The sequence below is a fragment of the Paenibacillus wulumuqiensis genome (assembly GCF_000971965.1).
GTDB classification, from domain to species: Bacteria; Bacillota; Bacilli; order Paenibacillales; family Paenibacillaceae; genus Saccharibacillus; species Saccharibacillus wulumuqiensis.
The window spans coordinates 1-21,703 of record NZ_LAQP01000021.1 but is presented as its reverse complement, the minus strand read 5'-3'; the positions used below and the strand labels follow the sequence as shown (position 1 = coordinate 21,703).

The window sequence follows — 21,703 nt, the reverse complement described above, 5'->3', positions numbered from 1 at the left end:
TATTATAAAAGCCCCGGCAAAAAGAAGTCAAATTCCGCGCCATCTGCCCATATGGAGAATACACTGTACATACAGCCGCTATCCCATGATCTATCCGCCTATTCCACCGCTGCCACTTCTTCCCGGTAAGCACGAATATCGTCAAAATACAGCGTCCCTTCAGGTACTTCCACCCCATCTCCCTTGTTCACATAGATCGAGAACATACGGATATCCCGCAGCGCATCACCATCCATCGTCTTGCCGGCATTCGCCGTATCCCACGGTGCCGGCTTGAACGCACTGAATGGAATCTTCACCACTCCCGCCTCGGTACCGTTAAGCGAAGGATACGCTTCAAAGGAAGTCCCGCCCGCATTGACCTGAATGACCAGCTTGTTGCCGCTACCATCTGGCTTGAGCCAAAACTGCAGCGCATCTGCACCGGACCAGTCGGCACCTTGCATATTAAGCGACTCTCCGGTATAGCCCTGCGCAGCCAGCATATATTCATACTTCAGCCCATAGCGTCCATCCTGCTTTTGCTCTGCATCCAGTGAGATTCGGTTGGCATCCCCAGCAGGTGTATAGGCATTATCCAGCAGTTCGTTACTGCCTTTGTAATGTTCAAAGGTATCCACGACAAGCGGATCAGTCGTTCCATCATTGTCGCTCACATACACCTGGATCGTCTGGGTGAGCACTTTTCCATTTTTCAGATAGGCTTTGACAGTCAGCGGGGTACCGTCCTCTGCCAGTGAAGCATCCGGCTGCCAATTGGCTGTGTAATACAGACCATTCCGGTCACGCGTCAGCTTGTGCTCGGCCGGGTCTGTCCGGGTCTGGTACGTCACCCGGTCGATCTTGGCCTCCACTATGCGTACCCGCAGTGTGGATGGTGTGCTCAGCCGCACCGTCTCCTGATTCGTCGGAGACACAATATGCAGGAAAGGCTGCTCCGCCGCCGTCTTCACCCGCAGCGCATACGGCTGGCCCGCCTGTACTTCCCGGTCAAAAGAGGTATAGTCATCGTCATAGAATGCCGTAAAGTCCGGCAGCAGTTCATGGTCACCGAGTCCATTTGGCGCATCCCGGTAAGGGACGAAGATCGAATCCGTACCAAAGTTCGCCCAGGTCAGCATATACGTCAGCTTGCTTGCTTCGGGATCGTTCTTGATCGCAGACAGCAGCCGGGTGTAGAACTGCAGGTCTTTGGTGCCGGTTGGCTTGACATTGGAATAACCGAATTCCGTCAGCGCCGGAACCTTGTGCTTCTCCTCGGCCAGCTGCACGACGAGCCGTGCATCGCGGACGACACTGTCATACCAGGTCGGCGTATTGCCATCATAGTAAGCATCCAGCCCGAGAATATCCACGTATTCATCTCCCGGATACGTCTCCAGATAGGTCTCCCTGCTATCGTTAAACGGCACATTCGGCGAGTAGGCATACAGGAAGTTATGTACCCCTTTGACATCGCGCAGATATTCGACGGTGTAGCGGTAGATCTCGATATACTGCTCCTTGGTCCGGTATGGTGCACCCCACCAGAACCAGCCGCCACTTTGCTCATGGAACGGGCGGAAGATCACCGGAATCTCCTCGCCGCGATCATCCTTCAGATGCAGGGCAAAGTCCGCGATCTTGTCCAGAAAGGCATTGTACTCCGCGTGCTTGTCCCCGCCCGGCAGGATATGGCTGATCACATTGCCCTTGGTATCGTAAAAGTCATTGCCGGTCACAAAGTTCGGCATATGCGAACTGAGCGCCAGCACGCCGCCCTGCTCGTAGGCCTGCTTCATTACCCGTACCAGCTCATCCCGGCTCTGCTCCGCCGTTCCGCCATATATACCCGGCTTCTCCTTGCCTTCCAGACTGAGCGTATCCCAACCAAACATCCCCGGCAGATCCCCGACCGAACGCTGCACTTCCGACTGGCTGCCATCATGAGCCGTGATCCCGATTCCTTCGGTCGTAGCATGCTGGTGTCCGAAAATAATCTCCTTGCCCTGCAGCTGATCCAGATAGGCGAACAGGGATCGTGTCGACCGTGTCGCATTACGGTCTGCCAGGTCGACCGTTGGCTTCCTGGCATTACTGCTTTCCGTGATCATAGAGGAAGCTGGTGTACTTGCGGATTGTGCCATGGCAGACAGCGCTGGCGTCAGTGCCAGCATGGCGGTGAGGATACCGATAGTGCAGTGCCTGAGATTGCTCATTTACATCGCTCCTTTGGAGTTGGTGTGGTATAGCAGACGGAGGCATGATAATTGACAGGATGCAGCAGAATCATGGATACAGTACAATTAGCATAGTAGGGTAAGCGTTTTCAATATGAATATAACAAAGTTCCATTAATTCCTGATATAGCGAAATAACGAACTACTCCGGCAGAAATGGGGTAATAGAGAATGTTCTTTGCATTCAGCTGACTCTGATGTTGGTACTAATTAGATGCTTCTTACTCTCATGGATAAGGTGTGATTTTATGTATTTGACAGCGTTAATCGTTCTGATCGGTAGCGGGATCATTGTCATAGGCGATATTATTCTCGGATTACAGGATATAGGCGGCGGTGCTGCTCTGTCTATTCGCATAGCTCGTTTGTTGTTTGTGCTGTCTTTGCTATTTTTTGTTACGAAACTGCCTGTTAAGAAGAAAAAAACCTAGAAAAGAACAAAACTATTATACTCCTGTTCTTTAAAATTAAAGTAAGCCGGGTGATCATATGGTAAATGTTGCAGCCTATTACTCACTTTGGTTTCAGCTGCTATGCTCCTGCTCAGCTAAGCTCCAACAACAGCAACCCTGTACAAGATGATTACCATCTTTGTCGTTTTGAAGATGACCTGCATATGTTTAACACTCCTCTCTAAAATGGCCAGGAGAGGAGTGCAGGATAAATTTAGTGAAACAGCATGAATGCATCATACCTTAAGATCGTCTGCAGATATAGGAATATAGGATTTTGAAATCACCAAATCACGACCGTCCAATTGTTGATGTGCAAGAATTTCAAAACTTAATACATTCAATTTGTTTTTCTCATAATATGGTTGATTAATGGTAAAACTGTACTCATACTGCGTGGTCTCCGAATCAGACTTTAGCACTTTAGTAACAGGGTTTAAGATGATTCCTTTCAGTTCGTTTGGAACTTCAAAAGTAATCTTTGAACCCGGTACATTTGACATGTTAAAGGTCATTTTTACTTTTGTGCCCATTTGCTGATAGTGGCTGCCCATCTGATAGACCTGCTGTTTTTCCGGAATAGTATCTTTCGGCAGTCGTTTACCAAATACATATTTACCTGTATCCAGATGAATTTCATTGCCATCCTTATCGATAATCATTAATTCATCAAATGGCTTAGGGACTGTCTTCGATTTAACAATCAACTTATTCTTGTCAAAAGGCTTAACTGTATTTTGTGGATCATGAAGATCTGTAACTACCCGACCATTTAAAAGCAGCGTGGCCTTTTCAATCGGATGTATAAAGTCCACGGCATATGGAAATTGAATAGTAAATGATTGATCAACGAACAGATAAGATTCTTCACTTACATCAACTTTCTCTAACGCTTGAAGCTGTTGGTTATAGCCACTTCCATTTTGCTCAACGGCTGGAGTTGTAGTGGCATTGTTCGTATCTGCTTGTTCATTGCTGTCTTCGCAAGCGGTTAGAAGCAGAACCAGCAGCAGTATCGAGGAAATTATTTTATTTTTCATTTCATCACCTTCATATTATAAGAGCACTCTGTTTTATCAGAGTGCTCTTATGTTTATTTTATTTGATTACTGTATACCCAGTATTCATTACCGCGGTGGTCCAGACTTGAAGCCGTGTAGCGTTTATCACCAAACCAACCATCGTGTGTGTATCTATAATTTTGCTCCAAAGCTTTTTTAGCGCTTTTTAGCTCAGTTACATGATAACCTTTCACTTTTACATCTTGTGTAAACTCCTTGCTATAAGTCTGACCAATAGTAGCTGTCATAGAAGCTTGGGCAACAGCAGCAAAGTTATATGACATTTCTCCACTAATAGAAGCGGTCATGCTAGAAGTAGTTTTAAGAGTAATCGGAACGGTAGCACCCGTTCTGTTGTTGTAGCGATCCCAATCTGTTCCTGTATAATACGTTCTCTCAGAGACTTTTGTCCATGATCCTACACCTTGTGTACTTATTCCTCCACTTTTATCATGAATAGAGTCTGCAGATTTTTGAAATTCTTTTTCTTTTAGCTCAGCATAATTATCAGGAATAACTTCAATCCCATCTAAGTATGTAACTCCATTTACTGTCTTCTCATCTGGTGCTCTAAAATTACCTTCTTCTGCATAAACTGGACTAGCTAATACTGTAGAAACAATTAAGGATACCCCACATAACTTGATAAAATTATTTTTTTTCATCATTTCCTCCTTCTATTATTTAATGCTGTTACACCGTAACATTTGAAAATAATGTCTGTAAAGCGAGCAACTGAGCAATTTTTAATGATCTTTTATTATTCAGTTAGCTTGAGATAGGACAAATTCTATTGTGTAGATAGGTAATTGACGGTGTTACATATTATAAATTATTCCAAAAAGTAAAATAGAACAGGCTTTTTAAAAAATAGCTTCATAATAAGCAAATCCATTCCAAAGTGGTGCTCCTTATCCGTTTATTCAAAAACAAATCATTATATATTATTTTGCTCATACTTACAGCAAGCGCAGGTTATCATTACCACCAACACAGTAGCGATATTCAAGGAAAAGATTGATCGCACATTCGTATTTCAACTGGGCTATGTGCAGCACCAGCTGGAACGATTCTCTGCCAATTCCATGGCAAGTAATCTCTATGCGCTGCAAAACCATGCTTCCAAAGCCAATGTCCTTACCAGACTGACCTCTTATTATATTGTTCTGCCGGAGATCGATTCCTTAACCGGGCTGCTGGAAAGCTTCTTCGCCAATTATACCGCCGAGGGCAGACGGCTGAACGATCCCGAGCGTCAGCAGTTCGTATCCAGCCTGGAACAGGTTATCCGGAATCCAGCGGATTTCGATGCTATTGAAAAGCTTAAGCTGCTTTTACCCAGCCTTAACAGCGAGTAGTCATTACAGTAAAATGCCGGAGACCATATCGGTTCTCCGGCGTTTTGATTCTGCTGTGGGAATTACCTTTTGCCTTGATCCTGCTGTTGCATCCTCATCGATCCGGTTGAATATGAAAAGGCTCCATGATGATTAGTCCCAGATACTGGCGAAACCGCAGCAGCTCCTCCATCGCCTGCTGCTCTTCCCGGAAGACGCCTACGGTAAAGGCCGATTCAACCGTGCCATCTCCAGCGTAGGCAGACAGGACAGTTCCCATGTCTGATGTGTCGGCGGTAAGGGCAATGGCTTGGACACAGACTTTGCCGTTTTGGCTGATGATCCACATATGTAAAATACTCCTCTCATAAGTGCTATGAGAGGAGTATAGGATAAAGTTGGTGAGTTGGGAATATGAGGCAACAAATCGTTGCATGATTGTTACTCTATGCAACAATTTGTTTCTGAATTTATATCAAAAAAATTCTAGGATGTGTCTGAAAACTAATTATTGAGTGAGTTTGAAAATAGAAGCCGCATAAATAAAAGTTAGAAACGACTTTGCTAACTTGTTATAGCGCGTGGCCACACGGCGAAAATACTTTAGTTTGTTGAAAAAACATTCCACCAAGTGGTGCTCCTTGTACAGATGCCAATCGACTTTCCAAGGACGGAGGCAGTTGGCTTTCGGTGGGATCACAAAAGAAGCCTGCTTCGTGATCAACCATTTTCGAAAATCTTCAGAGCCATAGGCTTTGTCGCCTAGAATTCGGCTTCCGGCAATCTCGATAGCTTGAAATAGCTCCATGGCGGGTACGGAATCATAGACTTGTCCTCCCGTCAGCAAAAAAGCAAGGGGGTTTCCCAAGCCGTCAACAAGGGTATGAATTTTAGTCGTTTTTCCTCCACGGCTTACTCCAATATGTTGGTTGACTTCGTGTCCGTTCGCTTTTTTTTAGCCCCTGCACTGTGCTGGTGGGCTTTCACTGAAGTCGAATCGATACTTATATGTTCAAAGTTGGGTTCAATATGAAGCTTTTGAAAAATAGAGGCTAAAAGTTCGGTATCTCGCCAGATACAAAAGCGGCTGTATACCGTTTTCCATGAGCCATACCTCTCCGCAGGTAAATCGCGCCAAGCAGCGCCGCTGCGGGCGATCCAAAGGATCGCATTGAGAGCAGTACGCGAGGAAAGTTGAGGGGGACGTCCTGTACGATAAGAAGGAAATAGATCCTTAATTTGCTCCCATTGTTCATCGCTCAACTCATATCGTCTTTGAATCATGAGGATCGCTCCAATCCTTTTCTTTAAGCCTACCACAAATTATTCTAGTTTTCAGACACTTCCTAGTAAGTAGAATAATATTAAAATCACCAATCATTATTAAAGTGATGATTGGTGATTTTATATTGAAAAGTACTGTTATTTATTAATACTCAAATCTACATAATTAATTTGTTTTGTTATTTGATAGATTAACTGCAATTTGAGCCCAAGCTTCCTCTTTTGTCTTATTGGTAAAAATTTTTGAAGAAATAAAATTGCTATAATACAATTTATTAATTTCAACTAATCTACTATGAAAATCATTAGTAGATTTAATAATTTCAGAATACATTTTAAGAAAAATAACTGCTATAAACTCAACTAAAATCCCACTAATCCCTCCTAATGTTGCAATTACTGTTTGGCTGTTGCCTTCAGTCATATCTAGATACACTAAATAAAGTGTTGACAATATGATTAAAAAGCCAATGATTAAAGTACAGATACCTACTAGCATTATTAAAGAACTATGCCTTAAAGCTTGATCATAATATCTTTTGAGCTCATCTTGATGCGCTCTAAACAACTTTTCAGATCTTTTAGCATCGCTCTCCACCCCTATTTTCTCAAGTTCTATCTCCGTTTCTAGCCTAATTATTTCATTATCATATTGTGTAGGATGAGATAAAAATATATTGATCAGTATGATTATTTCTATAGCTGAAACCACTACGGCAAATGATTTAATAGTGTTATTTTCTAGTGTAAAATCTTTCGATTCTAATAAAAAGGTTGTGAAAATAATTACTCCGAAAAAGAAATACCATAGACTTCGATTGTTGATAATTATTTTTTGTTTCATTATTTTCATTTCATTTAATCGCTCTTGAAGGTTCACTGTCTCCTCTCCTTTCATCAAATTTTTAATTTAAAATTCTGCATCCCTTCAAAATGTGTTTCATCATCAAATTCATATACAATTGCGACACTATATTTGGCTCTTGTTAATGCCACATAGAATTTTGCCAGACTTTCCGGCTGTAACACGCAACGGCTATCTTTGATCCATTTAGTTATGGGGTTAGTTGGATAAATTAACACTCTATCAAAAGTAAGCCCTTTAGATTCTCCAAAATTTAAAACTTTAAAATCATTGTTTACTTGAGTTCGAGAATTGTATCTTAGCTGCACAGCTTGAAATTCCTGTAAATACATATTAATATCTCTTTTTCTAACCAAAAAAATCCCATCGTGCCTAGTTACTTCATGTTGTTTTGAAAGACATATTTCAAATTGAGGATATAATTTAGATGAATAGTCACAAATTTGTTGGTTGTTTCTTCTTGAATATTTTAGTGAGTTCTGGTCAATCTCACATTCTATTTTTTTACATTCATTTTGAATGAATTCCATGATTTTACCATTTGAGTACTTTGAATATTTAATACCTCTATGTGTTGAATAGGTGACTTGCCGAGGATCTCCAACAAGTAATATTGCTGATTGACTCTGTAATAATAATTTGATTATTTCTAAATCATACCCAACTAAATCTTGCACTTCATCTATAAATATATCAGTGTAAATTTTATTTATTCTCTTTATAACTGCTCCATGACTTTTATCATTGGACTTCACCATAAACTTAGCTATTTTATCAGAGTAAATCTCACCATTTTTGTTAAAGTAGTAGTTTTTGAATTCATTTTCTCCATAATATTTTTTTTTCTTTTGACTCGTAGTATACTTAACCCCCGATCTTTCGCTAACTAACATCATTCCTTTTATTTTATTTTCATATAAACTACCTTGATAAGGCTTAACTCCATGTTGTAGTAAGAATGAAAACCAGGTTTGTATTGTTACATTTTTAGGTATACATCCATATAGTTCGACCATTTTCTTTTTTATTTCTGCTTCATTTGCTAAAGTAAAGGTAGTAATAAGAATTTCAGATTCAGACTTTATTAAAGCTTGTTTAACTAGATAAGTTGTTTTTCCGGCACCTGCAGCAGCAATTATTAATTTGTTTTTACTCATTGGATTGTACTAATCGCTTCTAAGATATAATTTGGAAATTTTATAGCTTCTTCACTATCAAATACTTTCAAAGCACAGTCCGTTTTATTTGTTCTCATATGCTTGTGCATATCATCTTCATTTTTACACTTGGTATTATAAATCCGATTAAGGATTTTTAAATTATTCACTTTTAACAATTTAGGCTCCAATGTATTATAATTAAAATTTTTACCACCTATTAATAGTGATCCAGAGTCAATTTCAGCATCATAACAGATTTTAATATTTTCTTTTTTATTTTCATTAATATATTCGCTATATTTCTCTTCTAAAGATTTAACATCTCCATCATTGTCTGTAACAACTACTACTTCTTTTTTCAAAGCCGATGCTATTTCAAGGAATCTTAAAAATGAGGTGCCTACTGAAATCACATCAATTTGATCTTCTATAGGCAATTTCCCATTATTTGACGACATATAAGCTTTCTGTACAATTAGTTCATCTGAATCCCCTTCAACTAAAATTGCCATTCTGCAAAGAATTAGTCGTAATGTATCATATCCAGATATTTTTTCGAAAAAATTAGTAGTACTATCTTTTAATTCTTCTAGCCTTAATGTTTTTTTATCATTTAATAAGATCAATTTATCTAACCCTAATTTGTTTGCAACAAAACTGCTATGCGTGGATATAATAATTTGTTTATCTTTTTGACGATTTTGAATACGATTAATAAATTGATTTAATTTAGTATGAGACAAATGATTTTCTGGTTCTTCTACTAAAATAATATTAGCCTCTTGAGATTTCTTGTGACTTAAAGCTAATTCAGTTTTAACGATACACTGTTCTCCCTTTCCTAAAAAGTGAAATGGGATCTTGTTTAAATAAGTCATCAAACTATTTTCCCATGCATTTTTAGAAAGAAGCTCTACAGAAAGTTCTACTTTTTTTCCAGATAAAACTTCATTGTTTTGAATTTTTTGATTAATTAATTTTATAGAAGATGAATTCATAAAACTTTCTCTCATTTTTCTATGTGCTTGAGATATATTCACAATATCTGTAGGTTCTAAATGATCACGTACAATGCGAGAAATGTAAATATCCGAACCATTTTGATAACGATTACTAGATGAGTCAATTAAAGCAGACTTTAATGGTAGTCTTCTATGAGTTATATTTTCTCTGGCAAATGTTTCCAAGAATATATCATAATACTCAATTGGTAAAGTTTTAACATCACTGTTTTTCACTAATTCTTCGTACTCTATTTGATATTTATCATCAAAAGCAATTCTAAAAGAAATTCCACAGGCACCTGTTTTAGTAAGATTACTATCTCCTTCAAATTTTGGGCAATCGTCTCCAGCAATATAAATTTCTATTAATATATATGGTAATGACTGCTTCGTTTCATCCTTTAAACTATCTATATATTTTTTTACTACTCTATTATTAAAAAGATACTCAGTAAGTTCACTTCTTAGATTTCTGCCATTTAGTAGTCCTGTTAAAGCAAGATGTATTGCTTCTAAAATAGTAGATTTTCCTGCTTCATTATCTCCCACTAAAATATTTAATCCATTATTAAAATTAATTTCGAATCTCCCTTCGTAAATTTTGAAGTTTTCTATGATAACTTTCTCAATATGCATTTTAATCACTCCTATTTATTGCAGAATAAAATAGAATTATAATAATCAATTTATTAATTTTGATTACTTTTTATCTTTCACTCTCAAAATCATCTCCACCAACTCATCCCGCCCAACCAGCCGCACATTATTCGACCGCGCCAGATTAACCGCCTGTTGTGTATACCCGCTATTCGTCACCACCCAAGCCGCCGAAGCCTTGTAATGCGCTACCGCTCCATAAGCTTCCTGTACCGCCTTCAATCCCACATTCTTGCTATACCGCTTCGCCTGCACTACAATCTTCTCGCCATTTCGGCTGATGACCAGATCTGCACCGTAGTCCCCCTGCGCCTGTGTGGCACTCGCATTGTACCCTTGCAGCCGGAACAACTGCTCCAGATATTTTTCAAATTGGATGCCGTCCATCTTGTCGATCTCGGCAATGCCGGAGCGGCGCAGTCGGTTGAGTCTCGCTTCGTTGATCAAGCGACTAACCAGCGCTACCGCGATAATCCCGATCACTACTACCATACCCGCGATCATGAAGCTTCTGGTGTAATACAGCATTCCGAGTCCGCCCAATATGACGAGGCTGCCTATCGCATTGACTGTTTCCTGCTGCTGTTTCTTTTTGCTCTTTCTGCGTGCCATTCGTACTTCCCCTTTGTCTCTGTTCTGGTTGTGTATATCACTTTTACGGTCTACCCTTGCCCTGATCTACTGCCGTCTGAGCCTTCTCACCTACCCACTTCGCGAATCCTTCCAACCTGCTGTAACTCAGATACAAATGCTCCATCGCCCGCGTCATCCCAATATAGAACCGCGATACTTCCTCATCCCAATCTTCTTCCTTCGCTTTCCCTCTCGGCATACCGTCCACATTCACGATAAACACTGCCCGAAAGTCCATGCCTTTCGCACTGTCGATCGTGGAGATCTTCACGGTTGGTTCGTACCGGTCAAAGCTATCCTTGGTGCGCTTGTTCTCGGTGAACCAGTTGTAGGGAATCTGGTGCTGATCGAGTCCCTGACGGATCGCGTCGATGATGTGGGTATTACTGTAGCTGCCTTTGATCCGGTACAGGATGGCCATGTCGGCGTATTGTACTTTCTTTTCCTCATGCAGGGACTGCATCTGCTCCACCACCCACTGTATCTCTTCCTGAATGGACTGGCAGCGGCGGGACTGCGGCTCTGGTCCTCTTCGCCGAGTGCCCTGCGGTGGGATGATCTCGGCGGGTTCGCTGGTGGTGACTGTCGTCTGGAACTTGTCGCGCAGCCTGGAGTGCGAGCGGTAGAAATCCCAGGCGTAATTCACGATCTGCGCGGTATTACGGTAGTTGATACTCAGTACTTTGGAGCGTCCGCGGAAGTCGAGTCCGGTGTTGCGGGACAGGCTGACTTTGCGGCGGAAGATCTTCTGAGCTTTGTCTTCGACGATCAGCAGCGATTGGGTCTCGGGATTGAGCGCTTTGCTGATCAACTCCAGCCACTGCGGCTCCAGATCCTGACCTTCGTCGATCAGTATCGCGTCATACTGCGGCGCAGTCACTGTGCCTGATGCCAGCTGTTCCAGCAAAGCAGCGATCTGGCGTTCCTTTTCCTGTTCACTTTTGGAAAAGGCGATCGGGAACCGTCTGTACAGCCAATCGTGGAACGTCGTAATCTCCAGCTGCTCGGGCAGTGAATGATCCTGCGAACTACCGGATGATTTCGCCTCCATCGCTGACCATTCGAACAGATCCTCCGGTTCGTTCAGCTTATGCATAATCATGCTGCGGATATTGCAGGATAGCGGACTGCCGTAGCAGAGTACGAGAATACGCCAGTCCGGATGTTCATGCAGCAGCGTACGGGCGCGCGTCGCGAGAATGAGTGTCTTGCCACTGCCAGCGACGCCGCGAATGAGCCGGTGTCGATCTCCGATCTGCCGGGCGAGTGATTCCTGATGCAGATCCATCGCCTCGATGTTATGCAGCGACAGCAGCAGATCGTCCTGGTAATAGCCGTGATCCCGGATATCTGCGCTGATCCGCACCTCGGGGAACAGATGATAGCGGATCGCTTTCATATCTTCTTCGCTAAGCATCTGATTACGGTGGAAGGCTACCGGGAACATGCCGTTCAGGCGATTGATTAGATGGTCTTTATCGAAATATTGATCTTTGGGATCGATCTCTTCCTTGGTTAAGAGGAGAGGCATATGAATACAGCGATGAATCTCATTACGGACAATATCGGTCTGCTTCATATCGGTAAAAACGACCCCGTGTCCATAACGGAACTTGAGACGGTTCGCATAAGTCCCGGTCTGCTGGAGCAGATTACGGTCTTTTTTTAGTTTGTCGTAAATATCAAATGAATAACTGCGAGCCTGTGAGATCGGGTTAATGACGGTCTCCAGGGTAGCGGTTCCTTTTTTTGTATGTAGCTGCCATTCGGTGGGGGTAAGCTTGTATAGCGTGTTCTCGGTATAGCCTTTAACCTCCAGTACGAGCAGGCCGAGATCTGGGCCAATGATGACGTAGTCGGGTCGTTTGCCGTAGATATGGGGTTCGTAGTAGACGACATAGTCGTCAGGCAGGTGTTTTTTGAAGGTGTTGAACAGGGTGCGTTCGCCGGCAGTTGCTTTGCCGCGGATCGTCTCCGGAATCATGTATGCCATAGGTGTATGCTCCTTGCTGCCGTCGATTCCGTAGGGGTGATTTCCAGTGCTTCTGGAATGCTGACGGGGATTTATTTTAAATTTGTAGGTATATTGATTTGAGTACATAGACACTATTAAGTAGGTTAACCGCTTTTATCATACATCTTTTGGACTATATTGGAAATACCTTTTTTGTTAATTTGTGTATGATATCTCTCTTTCATACAAAAAAGCGATCCAATCCGTCTGCTTGAGACGGATTGGATCGCTTTGAATCCGGGATGTATTCAATGACACTTCCCTCGTTAGAATTTCAGCTAGAGAGTAAGTATTTGGCTTGCCGGCATTGCCCTGCCAGTATTATTATTTATGGTCTTTTCCGTTGATCTTCAACTGGATAGGAAATGCAACCGGTTGAGGCTTCTCGATATGCCGGACTGTAGAATCGATTCCGAGCTGTCCATTTACATTACTGCCTATGGACCATACTTTGCCTGAACGTGTCCGTACCAGCAGCGCCAACGCATTCTGCTGTACAGCCATACTATCGGCCGGATACCCTTTTAGTAATTTTATATCGTTGTTAGATGTAGTGGAATATACCTTACCGCTCTTGGTAACGACAGCTATGTTGTTGATCTGTTGAGCAGAAATATGCTGGATCGGTTGGGTTATCGCTAATTGAATAGACTTACGGGAATCGGGATCATAGATCCAGCCATGTTGATTCTGATCAATGGCTGTTAATACCTTGCCACCCTCATGAATGGACTGTATAGAAGGCAGTCCTTTTAACAACTTTGGTGCTGCGGCTTTATTGCCAGAGGATGCTTGCCAGAACCATATCCTACCGTCTGAAGTCAATGCATATCCTCCATTTTCGCTGGCTGTAATTGCTGTGATATGATCAGGCAATCCTTGAATGGCAGCAGGCTTATTGATAAAGTCTTGATCGGCTCCGGGAATCTCTCCTGACTCATTGCTTCCCCAGGCCCATACTTTACCGTCCTGATCCAATCCGAGTACAAAGTTCCCACCGGCTGCAATCTGCTGTATTCCACGAAATCCCTGTATGATAATCGGTGTACGGGATTGCTCTGCCGATTTGCCTGGCCACTTTTCCGACCAGCTCATAACCTGACCTTCGGATGTTAGAGCTGCATTAATATGTCTGCCGCTGCTCACCTGCTTCAAGCGTGCAGTAGGTGAGGTAATCAGACGAACCGGTGCGAAGCGATCCTGTTCATCTCCCAGACCCAGGTTGCCATATTGATTGTATCCCCATACCCATAACCCTCCCTCTTTGGTAATAGCATATACACTGTTATTCATACCGGAGAGTTGAATCACACTCGTCAACGACCGTTTGACTGTGCTAGCAAACGATGTGCTGGGAACCAACATGGTTATGACCAGATAAGCTGCGAGAGTAACACTGATTATCCGAATCCATTTTTTTCTCATTTTATGCTCCTTTCCCATTGATAGTCTTACCTTATTAAGCATACCCAATACATATTCATAAGTAAATTTATTCGTATTAAATAAGATTATATATTTATAATGCGCATATTCAGACACACATGAAATAGTGTCATCAGATATGTACTATCGTCGTTGTTCAAACAAACCGGATTGTTGATTATTTGCATGTATAAAGAAACTGTAAACAAACTGGTAAATCCCTGCTAAATATCAATTATAAAGCCTAATTCCACCAGCTAATCTCACACTTTTTTAACAAATGGATAATTTATACACTAAAGTAAAATATAAGTTGAAAAGACTGATAAATCAGTTATAATCAACTCGAAATCCCTTATTTCAAAATTTATTACAAAGGAGACGATGCAATGAAGTTAACCTGTCTTGGCCTGAGGACACTTGTCCTGCTCCTGCTGTTCAGCTGGGTACCGTCCGCATTCAGTTATGCTGCCCCTGCCGCCGGCACATCCGGACTCGCCGAAGATGCTGCTTCACCTGTCAACCCACTATCGACCGGAGGAGGTGGCATGTGTTTCCCTTATTTGACTTCTGATTCGGTCAACCCAGCGACAACAACCGCAGATACCTACATAACACCGGATACCGCTGTTTCCGCAGCACCCTCCTCTGCCACTCTGGCTCCCTATCCTGTCAACACCTCTGCAGCAACCGCCATCGAGCTGACACCGGGTATACCGATCGAAGGTTATCTGCCCCCCGATGATCAGGATTGTGTCTGGTTCCAGGATGCCCTGTATTACAAGATTACCGTCACCAAGACGCAGAAGATTACTGCCCTGATGCTCGTTCCTCCGGGTCTGGATTACAGTATGTATCTGGAAGGCACTGCTTCTTTTCGGCATAAAGGGCCTTATGACCAGCTCAGCTATGTCGCCCAGCCGGGAACGTATTATTTGCGCGTCTCCGAAGGAGGTACCCGTGGCAGTCTCAGCCAGCCGTTCAATCTGAAGGTCATGCTGTCGGACAAATTCGATGATTACGAACGATATTCCGATGACAGTTCGGCGACAGACGCCTATTATCAGGGAACTTCGGTTCAGACGATCGACAATTTGTATGATGAAGACTGGAAAATGTTCGGTCTGGATTATCCCGGCACAACTACCGTTCGTCTGGATAATCCTTCTTCCAAAGGTGTCTACAAAGTCGAGATCTGGGATTGGGATGAAAATGTCATCGCCACCGTGAAGCAAAATGAACCCAAAGCCCTGCGCCTGCCGGTCGATTCCTACTTTATCCGTGAATATGCGCCGACCAAATACGATCCTGACGTTCCCTACACCCTGACACTGGATACCAAGTATGATCCGCGTCCGGTATGCGGATGGGACGAAGAACGCCCATGGGAATGGGTATGCACCTGGCCGTAATAGACGGGACGGCAAACAACATGTTTTCGCTAGTTTCGGTCAATTTCCCCCTATCCCACTTATCGAGGAGATGATCCAATGAGGACGAGACTGCTGGTTATCCAAATGGTGACGGCACTGCTTCTGCTCGCCTGTATACCGGGACCTACGCTGACGGCTGTGGCGGCAGATACTGCCGCTCCTGTGTACCCGGAGCTAATCCCGCTAAATAGCAAGGGTCGGACGGCGCCACAGGCGTATTCGGGAGATGTGTCCGAGTGTCTGCCTTTCTCCAAACCGGTGGCTCCTCCTGCCACAGGCGGTACAGCGACAACCGCTACCTATGTAACAGCGGATACCTACGGAACAGCGGGTAAAAAGCCGACTACCGGTATCCCTTCCATTCCTGCTCCGCCGGGTATGCCGACCAATATCTCTACCTTTGCCGCGACTGAACTGACTCCGGGCGTACCGGTCGAAGGCTATCTGCCGCCGAATATGCCGGGCTGTATCTTCTGGCCGGGTGGACTGTGGTACAAAGTCACGATCGACAAGCCTCAGAAGATCACCGGCCTGCTGCTGACACCGCCGGGCATCGACTATTACCTGTATCTGTACTATGAGCGCAATGGTCCGGGTGATGTGAATACCGGAACGGTGTCTTTCCGCAATTACGGTCCGTATGACCAGGTTGCCTATGTGGCCCAGCCAGGTACGTATTATCTGTTCGTGACCGAAGGGGGAACGGGCGGCAGCATGAAGCAGCCATTTAACCTCAAGGTCATGCTCAGCGACAAATACGATGAATACGAGAAATACACCGATGATGCGACTACAACCGAGACCTACTATGATGCCTACCGTGATGGTCCGATGATCCATACGATTGACAATCCGTATGACGAAGACTGGAAGATGTTCAATGTGAATCCGGACGGGGAGCTGACGATTAATCTCAAGAATCCGTCACCCAAAGGCTCCTACAAACTCGAACTCATCGACCAGTACGGCGTTATGGTAGGTACGGTGTACCAGAATACGACCAAGACATTCCGGCTGGATATGTACAATGCCTACTATACACGCGTATTTGCCACCAATCCGGCCAAATATGATCCCGATGTGCCTTATGTATTGACGATGAAGTTCAAGCCTGATCCGCAGCCGATCTGCGATTGGGATGAAGAACGTCCATGGGAATGGGTATGTACCGGACCTTAATGGGTGAATCACCGGGCAATGATTGAACAATCGTGTGTAGATTAGGCTTCTATGCAATATGATGCAAAACCGTGCTGCCGCCTGCGGGTGGTTGCACGGTTTTTGCTTTTGATTCTGGTTTTGGATGTAAGAGCTTCATTTGTGGCTATGCCGATGGATGGACAGACGCATCCTCTGCACAGACGGCGCTTCTTTTCCAGCAGATTCAAATTCGCTTTCGCTGCAGTATCGATATTTCTTTTGCATATTTGCAGCGTATGGGTTACTATTTTTCTATCGACAAATTTGTATGTCTATAAAAGGAGGCTTTTGCAATTATGTGCCCCCGGACAAAAGAACAAAATGAGCTGATACGCCTGCAGCGCAGGGAACAGATTCTGGATGTCGCCGCACGCTCTTATTTCCGCACAGGCGGCAGCTTTGATATTCGTGACGTTGCTCGCGAAGCGGAGCTGGGTTATGGGACGGTGTACCATTATTATCCCAACCGTCATTTATTAATAGATGATCTGCTGAACAGCGGATTTGAGAAGTGCGAGAGCGTCCTGACCGAATGGACGAATGCCAATGGCGATTCCCCGGATGAACATGTGCTGCCGGCCTATTGCAAAGCTCTGCTGCAGCTCTGGCAATCGGATGCCCGTACGTATCTCGTCTACAAAATGGCGTCCGAACATTACACCGGCTTGACGGAGAAGGATCAGTACTCCGCCAGGAAAAGATTCATGAAACAACTATATATCCCTCTTCAATCGATCGCCGGGTGCGAAGATGACCGTATCGACCATATGCTGGCCATACTGGTCGGCTGCTGTGGACTGCACTATTACGGCGGCAATACCAACCTGAATATCGATCGAATCGCAGAGCTGGCTATGCAAGCTATGACAAAGGAGTCCTGAAACGAACATGATCATCTTAAAAAGCAAACATGAAATTGAAGCTATCCGCAAGGCCTGTCAAGTGGTGGCCGAATGCCATCGTACGATCGCTCCAATCATCCAACCGGGCATTACCACAAATGAGATTGAGCGCATTTTTGAGGAAGTGATGCTAAAACATGGAGCCAAGCCTTACCAGAAGGGATATAAAGGTTATCCCTATGCGACCTGTGCCTCTGTGAATGATGTCATCGCGCACGGCTTTCCCGGCAAGCAGCCGCTGGTGGAAGGCGATATCGTGACGATCGACACCGTTGCCGAGCTGGATGGCTGGTTGGGTGATTCGGCATGGAGCTATACCGTGGGACAAGTCTCTCCGACAGCCGAAAAACTGATGCGTGTCACCAAGGAATGTCTGGATCTTGGCATCGAACAGGCGAAGTCCGGCAACCGAATCGGTGATATTACCAGCGTGATTCAGCAGCATGCGGAAAGTAACGGCTTTGGCGTTGTACGTGACCTGCTCGCCCACGGCATCGGCCGGGACCTGCACGAAGAGCCGACGTACATGCATGTCGGCAAGCCTGGCAAAGGCGTTCGTCTCAAAGAAGGCATGGTATTCACAATTGAGCCGATGATCACCGAAGGCACCTACCACATGACGATTGACTCCGACGGCTGGACAGCCCGAACTCTTGACCACAAACTCGCTGCCCAGTACGAGCATACGATTGCCATCACGGCGGAAGGTACAGAGATTCTGACTGCGCAGTGATTATGAAATGGAAGAAATAGATATGTAGCTGTTTTCGCAGCTGGATGCGTTTTTGTTGATATACTTTAACTAAAAATAACCCCCTCGAGATGTCCTTGCTGCATGGACATGACGAGGGGGTTATTTAAATAGTCCGGTTAATAGATGACTTATTTAGGGAAAACTTTTGTACCTTCCCAGGTGACGATTCCATTTTCAAACTTGTATTTCTCTGGATATGGAGCATTGATAATTGTTGTATTGATAAAAGTCACATTTCCAACCTTAGCACTTCCCCATACACCTGCCGGAAATTTGGTCGCATTGCGGCTGGTATTGCCAGTGAAGGTAATATTGTCGATAACAATATCATTTGTATTTGCAGAATAACCTCCATATACGAGCATCTCTGCATGACCACCAGTTGGCTTTTGTGCTGTACTATCAAGTGTATTGTTGTTGACCGTAATGTTATTCACTGGCTGTGTCTGATATTTTCCTTCTGTTGCAATATAGATTCCCGCCATCTGAGTACGTTGTATACTGTTACTCTCAATCCATACATCATGACCACCTACAACTGTAATTCCTCTCGCTCCAGAATCATACCCGACATCATTATTGAGTATGCGAATATTATGTGTAGCTTCCGGCCGACCTGCAGCATCCAGATCCGTCCCGTAGCTGACTACAGCAATGGTATCATCGCCTACATGCTGAACCAGATTACTTTGTACGGTGATGCCGCTGCTGCCGCCTGTCATATGAATGCCATCCGCATTTGTATTTTGAACGGTATTATTGGTAATGGTGCCACCTGTAGACTCTTTTACCAGAATGCCCGCTGTGCTGGCTTTATTAACAAGCACTTGGTCTATAGTGAAGTTGGTCGCACTTCTAACCGTAATGCTGTTTTTCTCATTTTCTCCATTTCCGCGAGGTACTACAGTCGCATATTCGTGCTTCAGATCCCGCAGTGCCGGGCTGGTTCCTGTCAGATCAATAGAGCCGCGTTCCGGATTGGTGGAAGTTAAGATCGATTTGTCTTTACCTGCACCTTTCAGCGTAACGCTGTTCACATTGATAATATCACTCAGCTGGAATGTTCCTGCAGGTACATATACATCCTTGCCCTGCGCACGGGCTGCTGTGATCGCAGCATTGACTGCCGCGTAGTCATCTTTGCCATCATTCGCTACCGCGCCAAATTCCACAATCGACAGACTGTGATCATCCGGTACATCGGCTGCAGGGGTAAAGGCAATCGCCGGATTCCACAGCGTGTGGTCAAAGCTGATCGAACCGACCCGGTTGACGATAAAATGAATGGCTGTCCCTTTTTGCACAGCAATCTTGGATACACCGCTTGGTGTTACGCCGGTTGTGGATTGGACTTTCTGGCTCCACAGCGTGGTATCGTCCTTTTTGATCGTGGCGAGGATACCGTCTCCGTCAGCGCTTCCTTTCTCCACCGCTCCGGTGATCGTAATTGTGCCATTCGCCGGTGCGATCCAGGTACGAACGGAATCGGCGTCATTGCCGGGATGTTGGGCGTTGGCAGTTATCCATGGATAGGTGCCGCCATTGTCCCAGCGGCTGGCTCCTGTCTGATATGTAAGCTTGCTGTATGTCGTCCCGGATAACTTCTCATACTGCCACTGGTTCGTCCCCTGAATCGTACTATAATCGGCAGATGCCTGGTAGTTGACTGTATCCGCTGCGGACACAATGCTTGCCCCGGCAGTAAGCGCGAGCCCTAACGAGGTGATACTTGCAGCAATACGTTTTTTGTTCATGTGCAATTGAATTCCTCCTGTTTTTGTATTAGTTAATTATGTGAATTATATTAACCTTCCATTATTAACCTTTTATAGGAGGTATAGAATCCTGCAAATGAAAATTTATTTTCGCAGTTGTGCTATCTGGTCTGCCCAGGATTCGCGGTGCAGTACATAATGACTGTACTCCTCGTTATTGATCCAAATCGTACCATGCAGCGTAAATCCACATTTTTGAATAACTTTATGAGAAGCTATATTTCCTGTGAGGGCAATCGCATTCAGCAGCGGCAGATCTGTATTGGCAAATAAATACATGATCATGCCCTGCACCACCTGGGTGGTATAGCCTTTGCCCCGGTGATCCTTGGAGATGGCGTACATGATTTCCCGGTTGGGCGACGGCAGTTCATCCTTGATGCCGGAGCAGCACCAGCCGATGAATTCGCCTGTCTGCCGGGATATGATGGCTAGCCGGAGATACATATCCTTGATGTCTTCCCCTCTTTGCAAAGCATTCACAAACTGCCGGTTCCCCGGAATCTCGTAGTTTAACAGCCAATCGGCACGCTGCTCTCGGGATACGTTCCAGCCTGGCAGATATTCATGGATTTCAGGCTGCCAGGTCAGGTTATGCAAATCATCCAAATCCGCTGCAGTAAATTCTCTCAGAATGATATCCTGCCCGTCTATGATCAGCATATTCTCTTCGGGTATCGTCTCGTTATGGGTATTCATCCTATCATTCTTCTCCTTTCATTAAGCGAAATACCAATGTGTCCGACTATTTGTCCTCTCCAGCCCTCCTGCTGCTCAAGGCTGTTCGGGTGCAGCAGACGGATTCACCGTAATCTTCTCTTCCGGCTGAACGACTTGAATGGCACTCATGCCCGTATGCGCAGGATACGACGTCTCCATGGGGCCGCTCATATTGAGCACCACCTTCTGCCCGATCGGAATCCGGTCGGTATGGCTGATATTTCGCACACCTATCCAGGATGCATGAGGTGAAGCCTGTTCCAGAATCTGTTCAACCGTCTGCTGATCCATGAGCTGCGGATCGATATCCCAGACGAACAGCAGTGCACCACTGTCGGGATCGCGATCAATAATATAACCAGCGAATTGCCAGTTACCCTGAAGTGAATCCTGCTGTTCTCTGGACAGTACTCCTCCCAGGGTGGGAGAATCGCTGCCAGATATGGAGCAGCCAGCGAGCAGCCACAGGCATAAGATTATGAATGCACGTATAGTAATATTCATATCCTGCTCTCCTCTTTTCCGGATACTTTCCGTCAAACTGGGGCATTCACCGTAAAATGATTCCATATTTAGTAAACGATTGCCGATTGGATGATGTTGCATTTCTATTTTATTTTATGGATTTCAAAATCAATTGATTACTACGCGATAAATTCCAACTTCTCAATGTATGTAGAAACCTGTTACACATTTACTGACTATCGATTAAAGTTCTTCGGCTTGTATATCCATTCGCCGCTTGTATTCAAGTAGCCCCATTCCCCTTCGTAAGTGACCAGACCCAGTCCATTGGAAAATGAATCCG

General features: G+C 44.4%; 21 protein-coding genes. 6 read left to right on the top strand and 15 right to left on the bottom strand.

What is annotated here, in order from left to right; all coding sequences use genetic code 11:
* Positions 1 to 98: 98 nt before the first annotated feature.
* Positions 99 to 2,198 (bottom strand): glycosyl hydrolase, encoded by a 2,100-nt coding sequence (locus tag WH45_RS21585; protein ID WP_052723909.1) that lies wholly within the window; start codon positions 2,196 to 2,198, stop codon positions 99 to 101.
* Between the two features lie 269 nt (positions 2,199 to 2,467).
* Between WH45_RS21585 and WH45_RS21580 the strand changes: the two genes are divergently transcribed.
* Entirely contained in the window at positions 2,468 to 2,650 is a 183-nt protein-coding gene (locus WH45_RS21580) for a hypothetical protein (protein ID WP_046216495.1), read from the top strand.
* 257 nt (positions 2,651 to 2,907) lie between these two features.
* Here the strand turns inward: WH45_RS21580 and WH45_RS21575 are convergent, their stop codons facing one another.
* Positions 2,908 to 3,711 (bottom strand): hypothetical protein, encoded by an 804-nt coding sequence (locus tag WH45_RS21575; RefSeq protein WP_046216494.1) that lies wholly within the window; start codon positions 3,709 to 3,711, stop codon positions 2,908 to 2,910.
* A gap of 53 nt (positions 3,712 to 3,764) precedes the next feature.
* Complete coding sequence (locus WH45_RS21570; RefSeq protein WP_152663627.1) at positions 3,765 to 4,400, bottom strand: hypothetical protein; 636 nt, start codon at positions 4,398 to 4,400, stop codon at positions 3,765 to 3,767.
* Between the two features lie 381 nt (positions 4,401 to 4,781).
* Between WH45_RS21570 and WH45_RS21565 the strand changes: the two genes are divergently transcribed.
* Positions 4,782 to 5,090: a hypothetical protein gene (locus WH45_RS21565; protein ID WP_046216492.1), complete on the top strand. Its 309-nt coding sequence runs from the start codon at positions 4,782 to 4,784 to the stop codon at positions 5,088 to 5,090.
* Between the two features lie 94 nt (positions 5,091 to 5,184).
* Here the strand turns inward: WH45_RS21565 and WH45_RS21560 are convergent, their stop codons facing one another.
* The 8 genes from WH45_RS21560 to WH45_RS21520 form a co-directional block, all read right to left on the bottom strand.
* Positions 5,185 to 5,418, bottom strand: coding sequence for a hypothetical protein (locus tag WH45_RS21560; RefSeq protein WP_046216491.1), 234 nt, complete (start codon positions 5,416 to 5,418; stop codon positions 5,185 to 5,187).
* Between the two features lie 159 nt (positions 5,419 to 5,577).
* Positions 5,578 to 6,353 (bottom strand): IS5 family transposase gene (locus tag WH45_RS23295; protein WP_200897769.1). Its coding sequence is split into 2 segments (ribosomal slippage): positions 5,578 to 6,020 and positions 6,020 to 6,353, totalling 777 coding nucleotides; the frame shifts between segments, so codons are not numbered across the junction.
* 166 nt (positions 6,354 to 6,519) lie between these two features.
* Positions 6,520 to 7,233 carry a TRADD-N-associated membrane domain-containing protein gene (locus WH45_RS21545; RefSeq protein WP_052723908.1) on the bottom strand — a complete coding sequence of 238 codons (714 nt, stop codon included), beginning with the start codon at positions 7,231 to 7,233 and terminating at the stop codon, positions 6,520 to 6,522.
* 17 nt (positions 7,234 to 7,250) lie between these two features.
* Positions 7,251 to 8,375: a UvrD-helicase domain-containing protein gene (locus WH45_RS21540; protein WP_046216488.1), complete on the bottom strand. Its 1,125-nt coding sequence runs from the start codon at positions 8,373 to 8,375 to the stop codon at positions 7,251 to 7,253.
* Positions 8,372 to 10,018: an ATP-dependent nuclease gene (locus WH45_RS21535; RefSeq protein ID WP_046216487.1), complete on the bottom strand. Its 1,647-nt coding sequence runs from the start codon at positions 10,016 to 10,018 to the stop codon at positions 8,372 to 8,374. The genes WH45_RS21540 and WH45_RS21535 overlap by 4 nt, the downstream gene beginning before the upstream one ends.
* Before the next feature lie 63 nt (positions 10,019 to 10,081).
* Positions 10,082 to 10,651 (bottom strand): restriction endonuclease, encoded by a 570-nt coding sequence (locus WH45_RS21530; RefSeq protein WP_235338447.1) that lies wholly within the window; start codon positions 10,649 to 10,651, stop codon positions 10,082 to 10,084.
* A gap of 43 nt (positions 10,652 to 10,694) precedes the next feature.
* Complete coding sequence (locus WH45_RS21525) at positions 10,695 to 12,665, bottom strand: 3'-5' exonuclease (RefSeq protein WP_046216486.1); 1,971 nt, start codon at positions 12,663 to 12,665, stop codon at positions 10,695 to 10,697.
* A gap of 345 nt (positions 12,666 to 13,010) precedes the next feature.
* On the bottom strand, positions 13,011 to 14,111 hold the full coding sequence (locus WH45_RS21520; protein WP_046216485.1) for an RCC1 domain-containing protein: 1,101 nt from the start codon (positions 14,109 to 14,111) through the stop codon (positions 13,011 to 13,013).
* A gap of 389 nt (positions 14,112 to 14,500) precedes the next feature.
* On the opposite strand from WH45_RS21520, the gene WH45_RS21515 reads away from it, so the two are divergent.
* The 4 genes from WH45_RS21515 to map all read left to right on the top strand — a co-directional run bounded on the left by WH45_RS21515 (position 14,501) and on the right by map (position 18,379).
* Positions 14,501 to 15,523: a hypothetical protein gene (locus WH45_RS21515; protein ID WP_046216484.1), complete on the top strand. Its 1,023-nt coding sequence runs from the start codon at positions 14,501 to 14,503 to the stop codon at positions 15,521 to 15,523.
* A gap of 78 nt (positions 15,524 to 15,601) precedes the next feature.
* On the top strand, positions 15,602 to 16,723 hold the full coding sequence (locus tag WH45_RS21510) for a hypothetical protein (RefSeq protein WP_046216483.1): 1,122 nt from the start codon (positions 15,602 to 15,604) through the stop codon (positions 16,721 to 16,723).
* A gap of 317 nt (positions 16,724 to 17,040) precedes the next feature.
* Positions 17,041 to 17,625 (top strand): TetR/AcrR family transcriptional regulator, encoded by a 585-nt coding sequence (locus tag WH45_RS21505; protein WP_046216482.1) that lies wholly within the window; start codon positions 17,041 to 17,043, stop codon positions 17,623 to 17,625.
* A gap of 7 nt (positions 17,626 to 17,632) precedes the next feature.
* Positions 17,633 to 18,379 (top strand): type I methionyl aminopeptidase, encoded by a 747-nt coding sequence (map, locus tag WH45_RS21500; protein ID WP_046216481.1) that lies wholly within the window; start codon positions 17,633 to 17,635, stop codon positions 18,377 to 18,379.
* A gap of 149 nt (positions 18,380 to 18,528) precedes the next feature.
* Here map and WH45_RS23290 read toward each other — a convergent pair whose 3' ends face one another.
* The 4 genes from WH45_RS23290 to WH45_RS24270 form a co-directional block, all read right to left on the bottom strand.
* On the bottom strand, positions 18,529 to 20,154 hold the full coding sequence (locus WH45_RS23290) for a right-handed parallel beta-helix repeat-containing protein (protein ID WP_046216480.1): 1,626 nt from the start codon (positions 20,152 to 20,154) through the stop codon (positions 18,529 to 18,531).
* Positions 20,155 to 20,259: 105 nt separating this feature from the next.
* On the bottom strand, positions 20,260 to 20,874 hold the full coding sequence (locus WH45_RS21490; RefSeq protein ID WP_052723907.1) for a GNAT family N-acetyltransferase: 615 nt from the start codon (positions 20,872 to 20,874) through the stop codon (positions 20,260 to 20,262).
* Between the two features lie 75 nt (positions 20,875 to 20,949).
* Positions 20,950 to 21,399: a DUF3221 domain-containing protein gene (locus WH45_RS21485; protein WP_046216479.1), complete on the bottom strand. Its 450-nt coding sequence runs from the start codon at positions 21,397 to 21,399 to the stop codon at positions 20,950 to 20,952.
* A 197-nt stretch (positions 21,400 to 21,596) separates the two neighbouring features.
* Positions 21,597 to 21,677: a hypothetical protein gene (locus WH45_RS24270; RefSeq protein ID WP_407668047.1), complete on the bottom strand. Its 81-nt coding sequence runs from the start codon at positions 21,675 to 21,677 to the stop codon at positions 21,597 to 21,599.
* Positions 21,678 to 21,703 lie beyond the last annotated feature (26 nt).

Excerpts from the sequence above, each read along its gene's own strand:
- WH45_RS21585 (WP_052723909.1), bottom strand. The coding sequence starts at position 2,198 with ATGAGCAATCTCAGGCACTGCACTATCGGTATCCTCACCGCCATGCTG.
- WH45_RS21580 (WP_046216495.1), top strand. The coding sequence starts at position 2,468 with ATGTATTTGACAGCGTTAATCGTTCTGATCGGTAGCGGGATCATTGTC.
- WH45_RS21575 (WP_046216494.1), bottom strand. The coding sequence starts at position 3,711 with ATGAAAAATAAAATAATTTCCTCGATACTGCTGCTGGTTCTGCTTCTA.
- WH45_RS21570 (WP_152663627.1), bottom strand. The coding sequence starts at position 4,400 with ATGATGAAAAAAAATAATTTTATCAAGTTATGTGGGGTATCCTTAATT.
- WH45_RS21560 (WP_046216491.1), bottom strand. The coding sequence starts at position 5,418 with ATGTGGATCATCAGCCAAAACGGCAAAGTCTGTGTCCAAGCCATTGCC.
- WH45_RS21540 (WP_046216488.1), bottom strand. The coding sequence starts at position 8,375 with ATGAGTAAAAACAAATTAATAATTGCTGCTGCAGGTGCCGGAAAAACA.
- WH45_RS21535 (WP_046216487.1), bottom strand. The coding sequence starts at position 10,018 with ATGCATATTGAGAAAGTTATCATAGAAAACTTCAAAATTTACGAAGGG.
- WH45_RS21530 (WP_235338447.1), bottom strand. The coding sequence starts at position 10,651 with ATGGCACGCAGAAAGAGCAAAAAGAAACAGCAGCAGGAAACAGTCAAT.
- WH45_RS21525 (WP_046216486.1), bottom strand. The coding sequence starts at position 12,665 with ATGGCATACATGATTCCGGAGACGATCCGCGGCAAAGCAACTGCCGGC.
- WH45_RS21520 (WP_046216485.1), bottom strand. The coding sequence starts at position 14,111 with ATGAGAAAAAAATGGATTCGGATAATCAGTGTTACTCTCGCAGCTTAT.
- WH45_RS21515 (WP_046216484.1), top strand. The coding sequence starts at position 14,501 with ATGAAGTTAACCTGTCTTGGCCTGAGGACACTTGTCCTGCTCCTGCTG.
- WH45_RS21510 (WP_046216483.1), top strand. The coding sequence starts at position 15,602 with ATGAGGACGAGACTGCTGGTTATCCAAATGGTGACGGCACTGCTTCTG.
- WH45_RS21505 (WP_046216482.1), top strand. The coding sequence starts at position 17,041 with ATGTGCCCCCGGACAAAAGAACAAAATGAGCTGATACGCCTGCAGCGC.
- map (WP_046216481.1), top strand. The coding sequence starts at position 17,633 with ATGATCATCTTAAAAAGCAAACATGAAATTGAAGCTATCCGCAAGGCC.
- WH45_RS23290 (WP_046216480.1), bottom strand. The coding sequence starts at position 20,154 with ATGAACAAAAAACGTATTGCTGCAAGTATCACCTCGTTAGGGCTCGCG.
- WH45_RS21490 (WP_052723907.1), bottom strand. The coding sequence starts at position 20,874 with ATGAATACCCATAACGAGACGATACCCGAAGAGAATATGCTGATCATA.
- WH45_RS21485 (WP_046216479.1), bottom strand. The coding sequence starts at position 21,399 with ATGAATATTACTATACGTGCATTCATAATCTTATGCCTGTGGCTGCTC.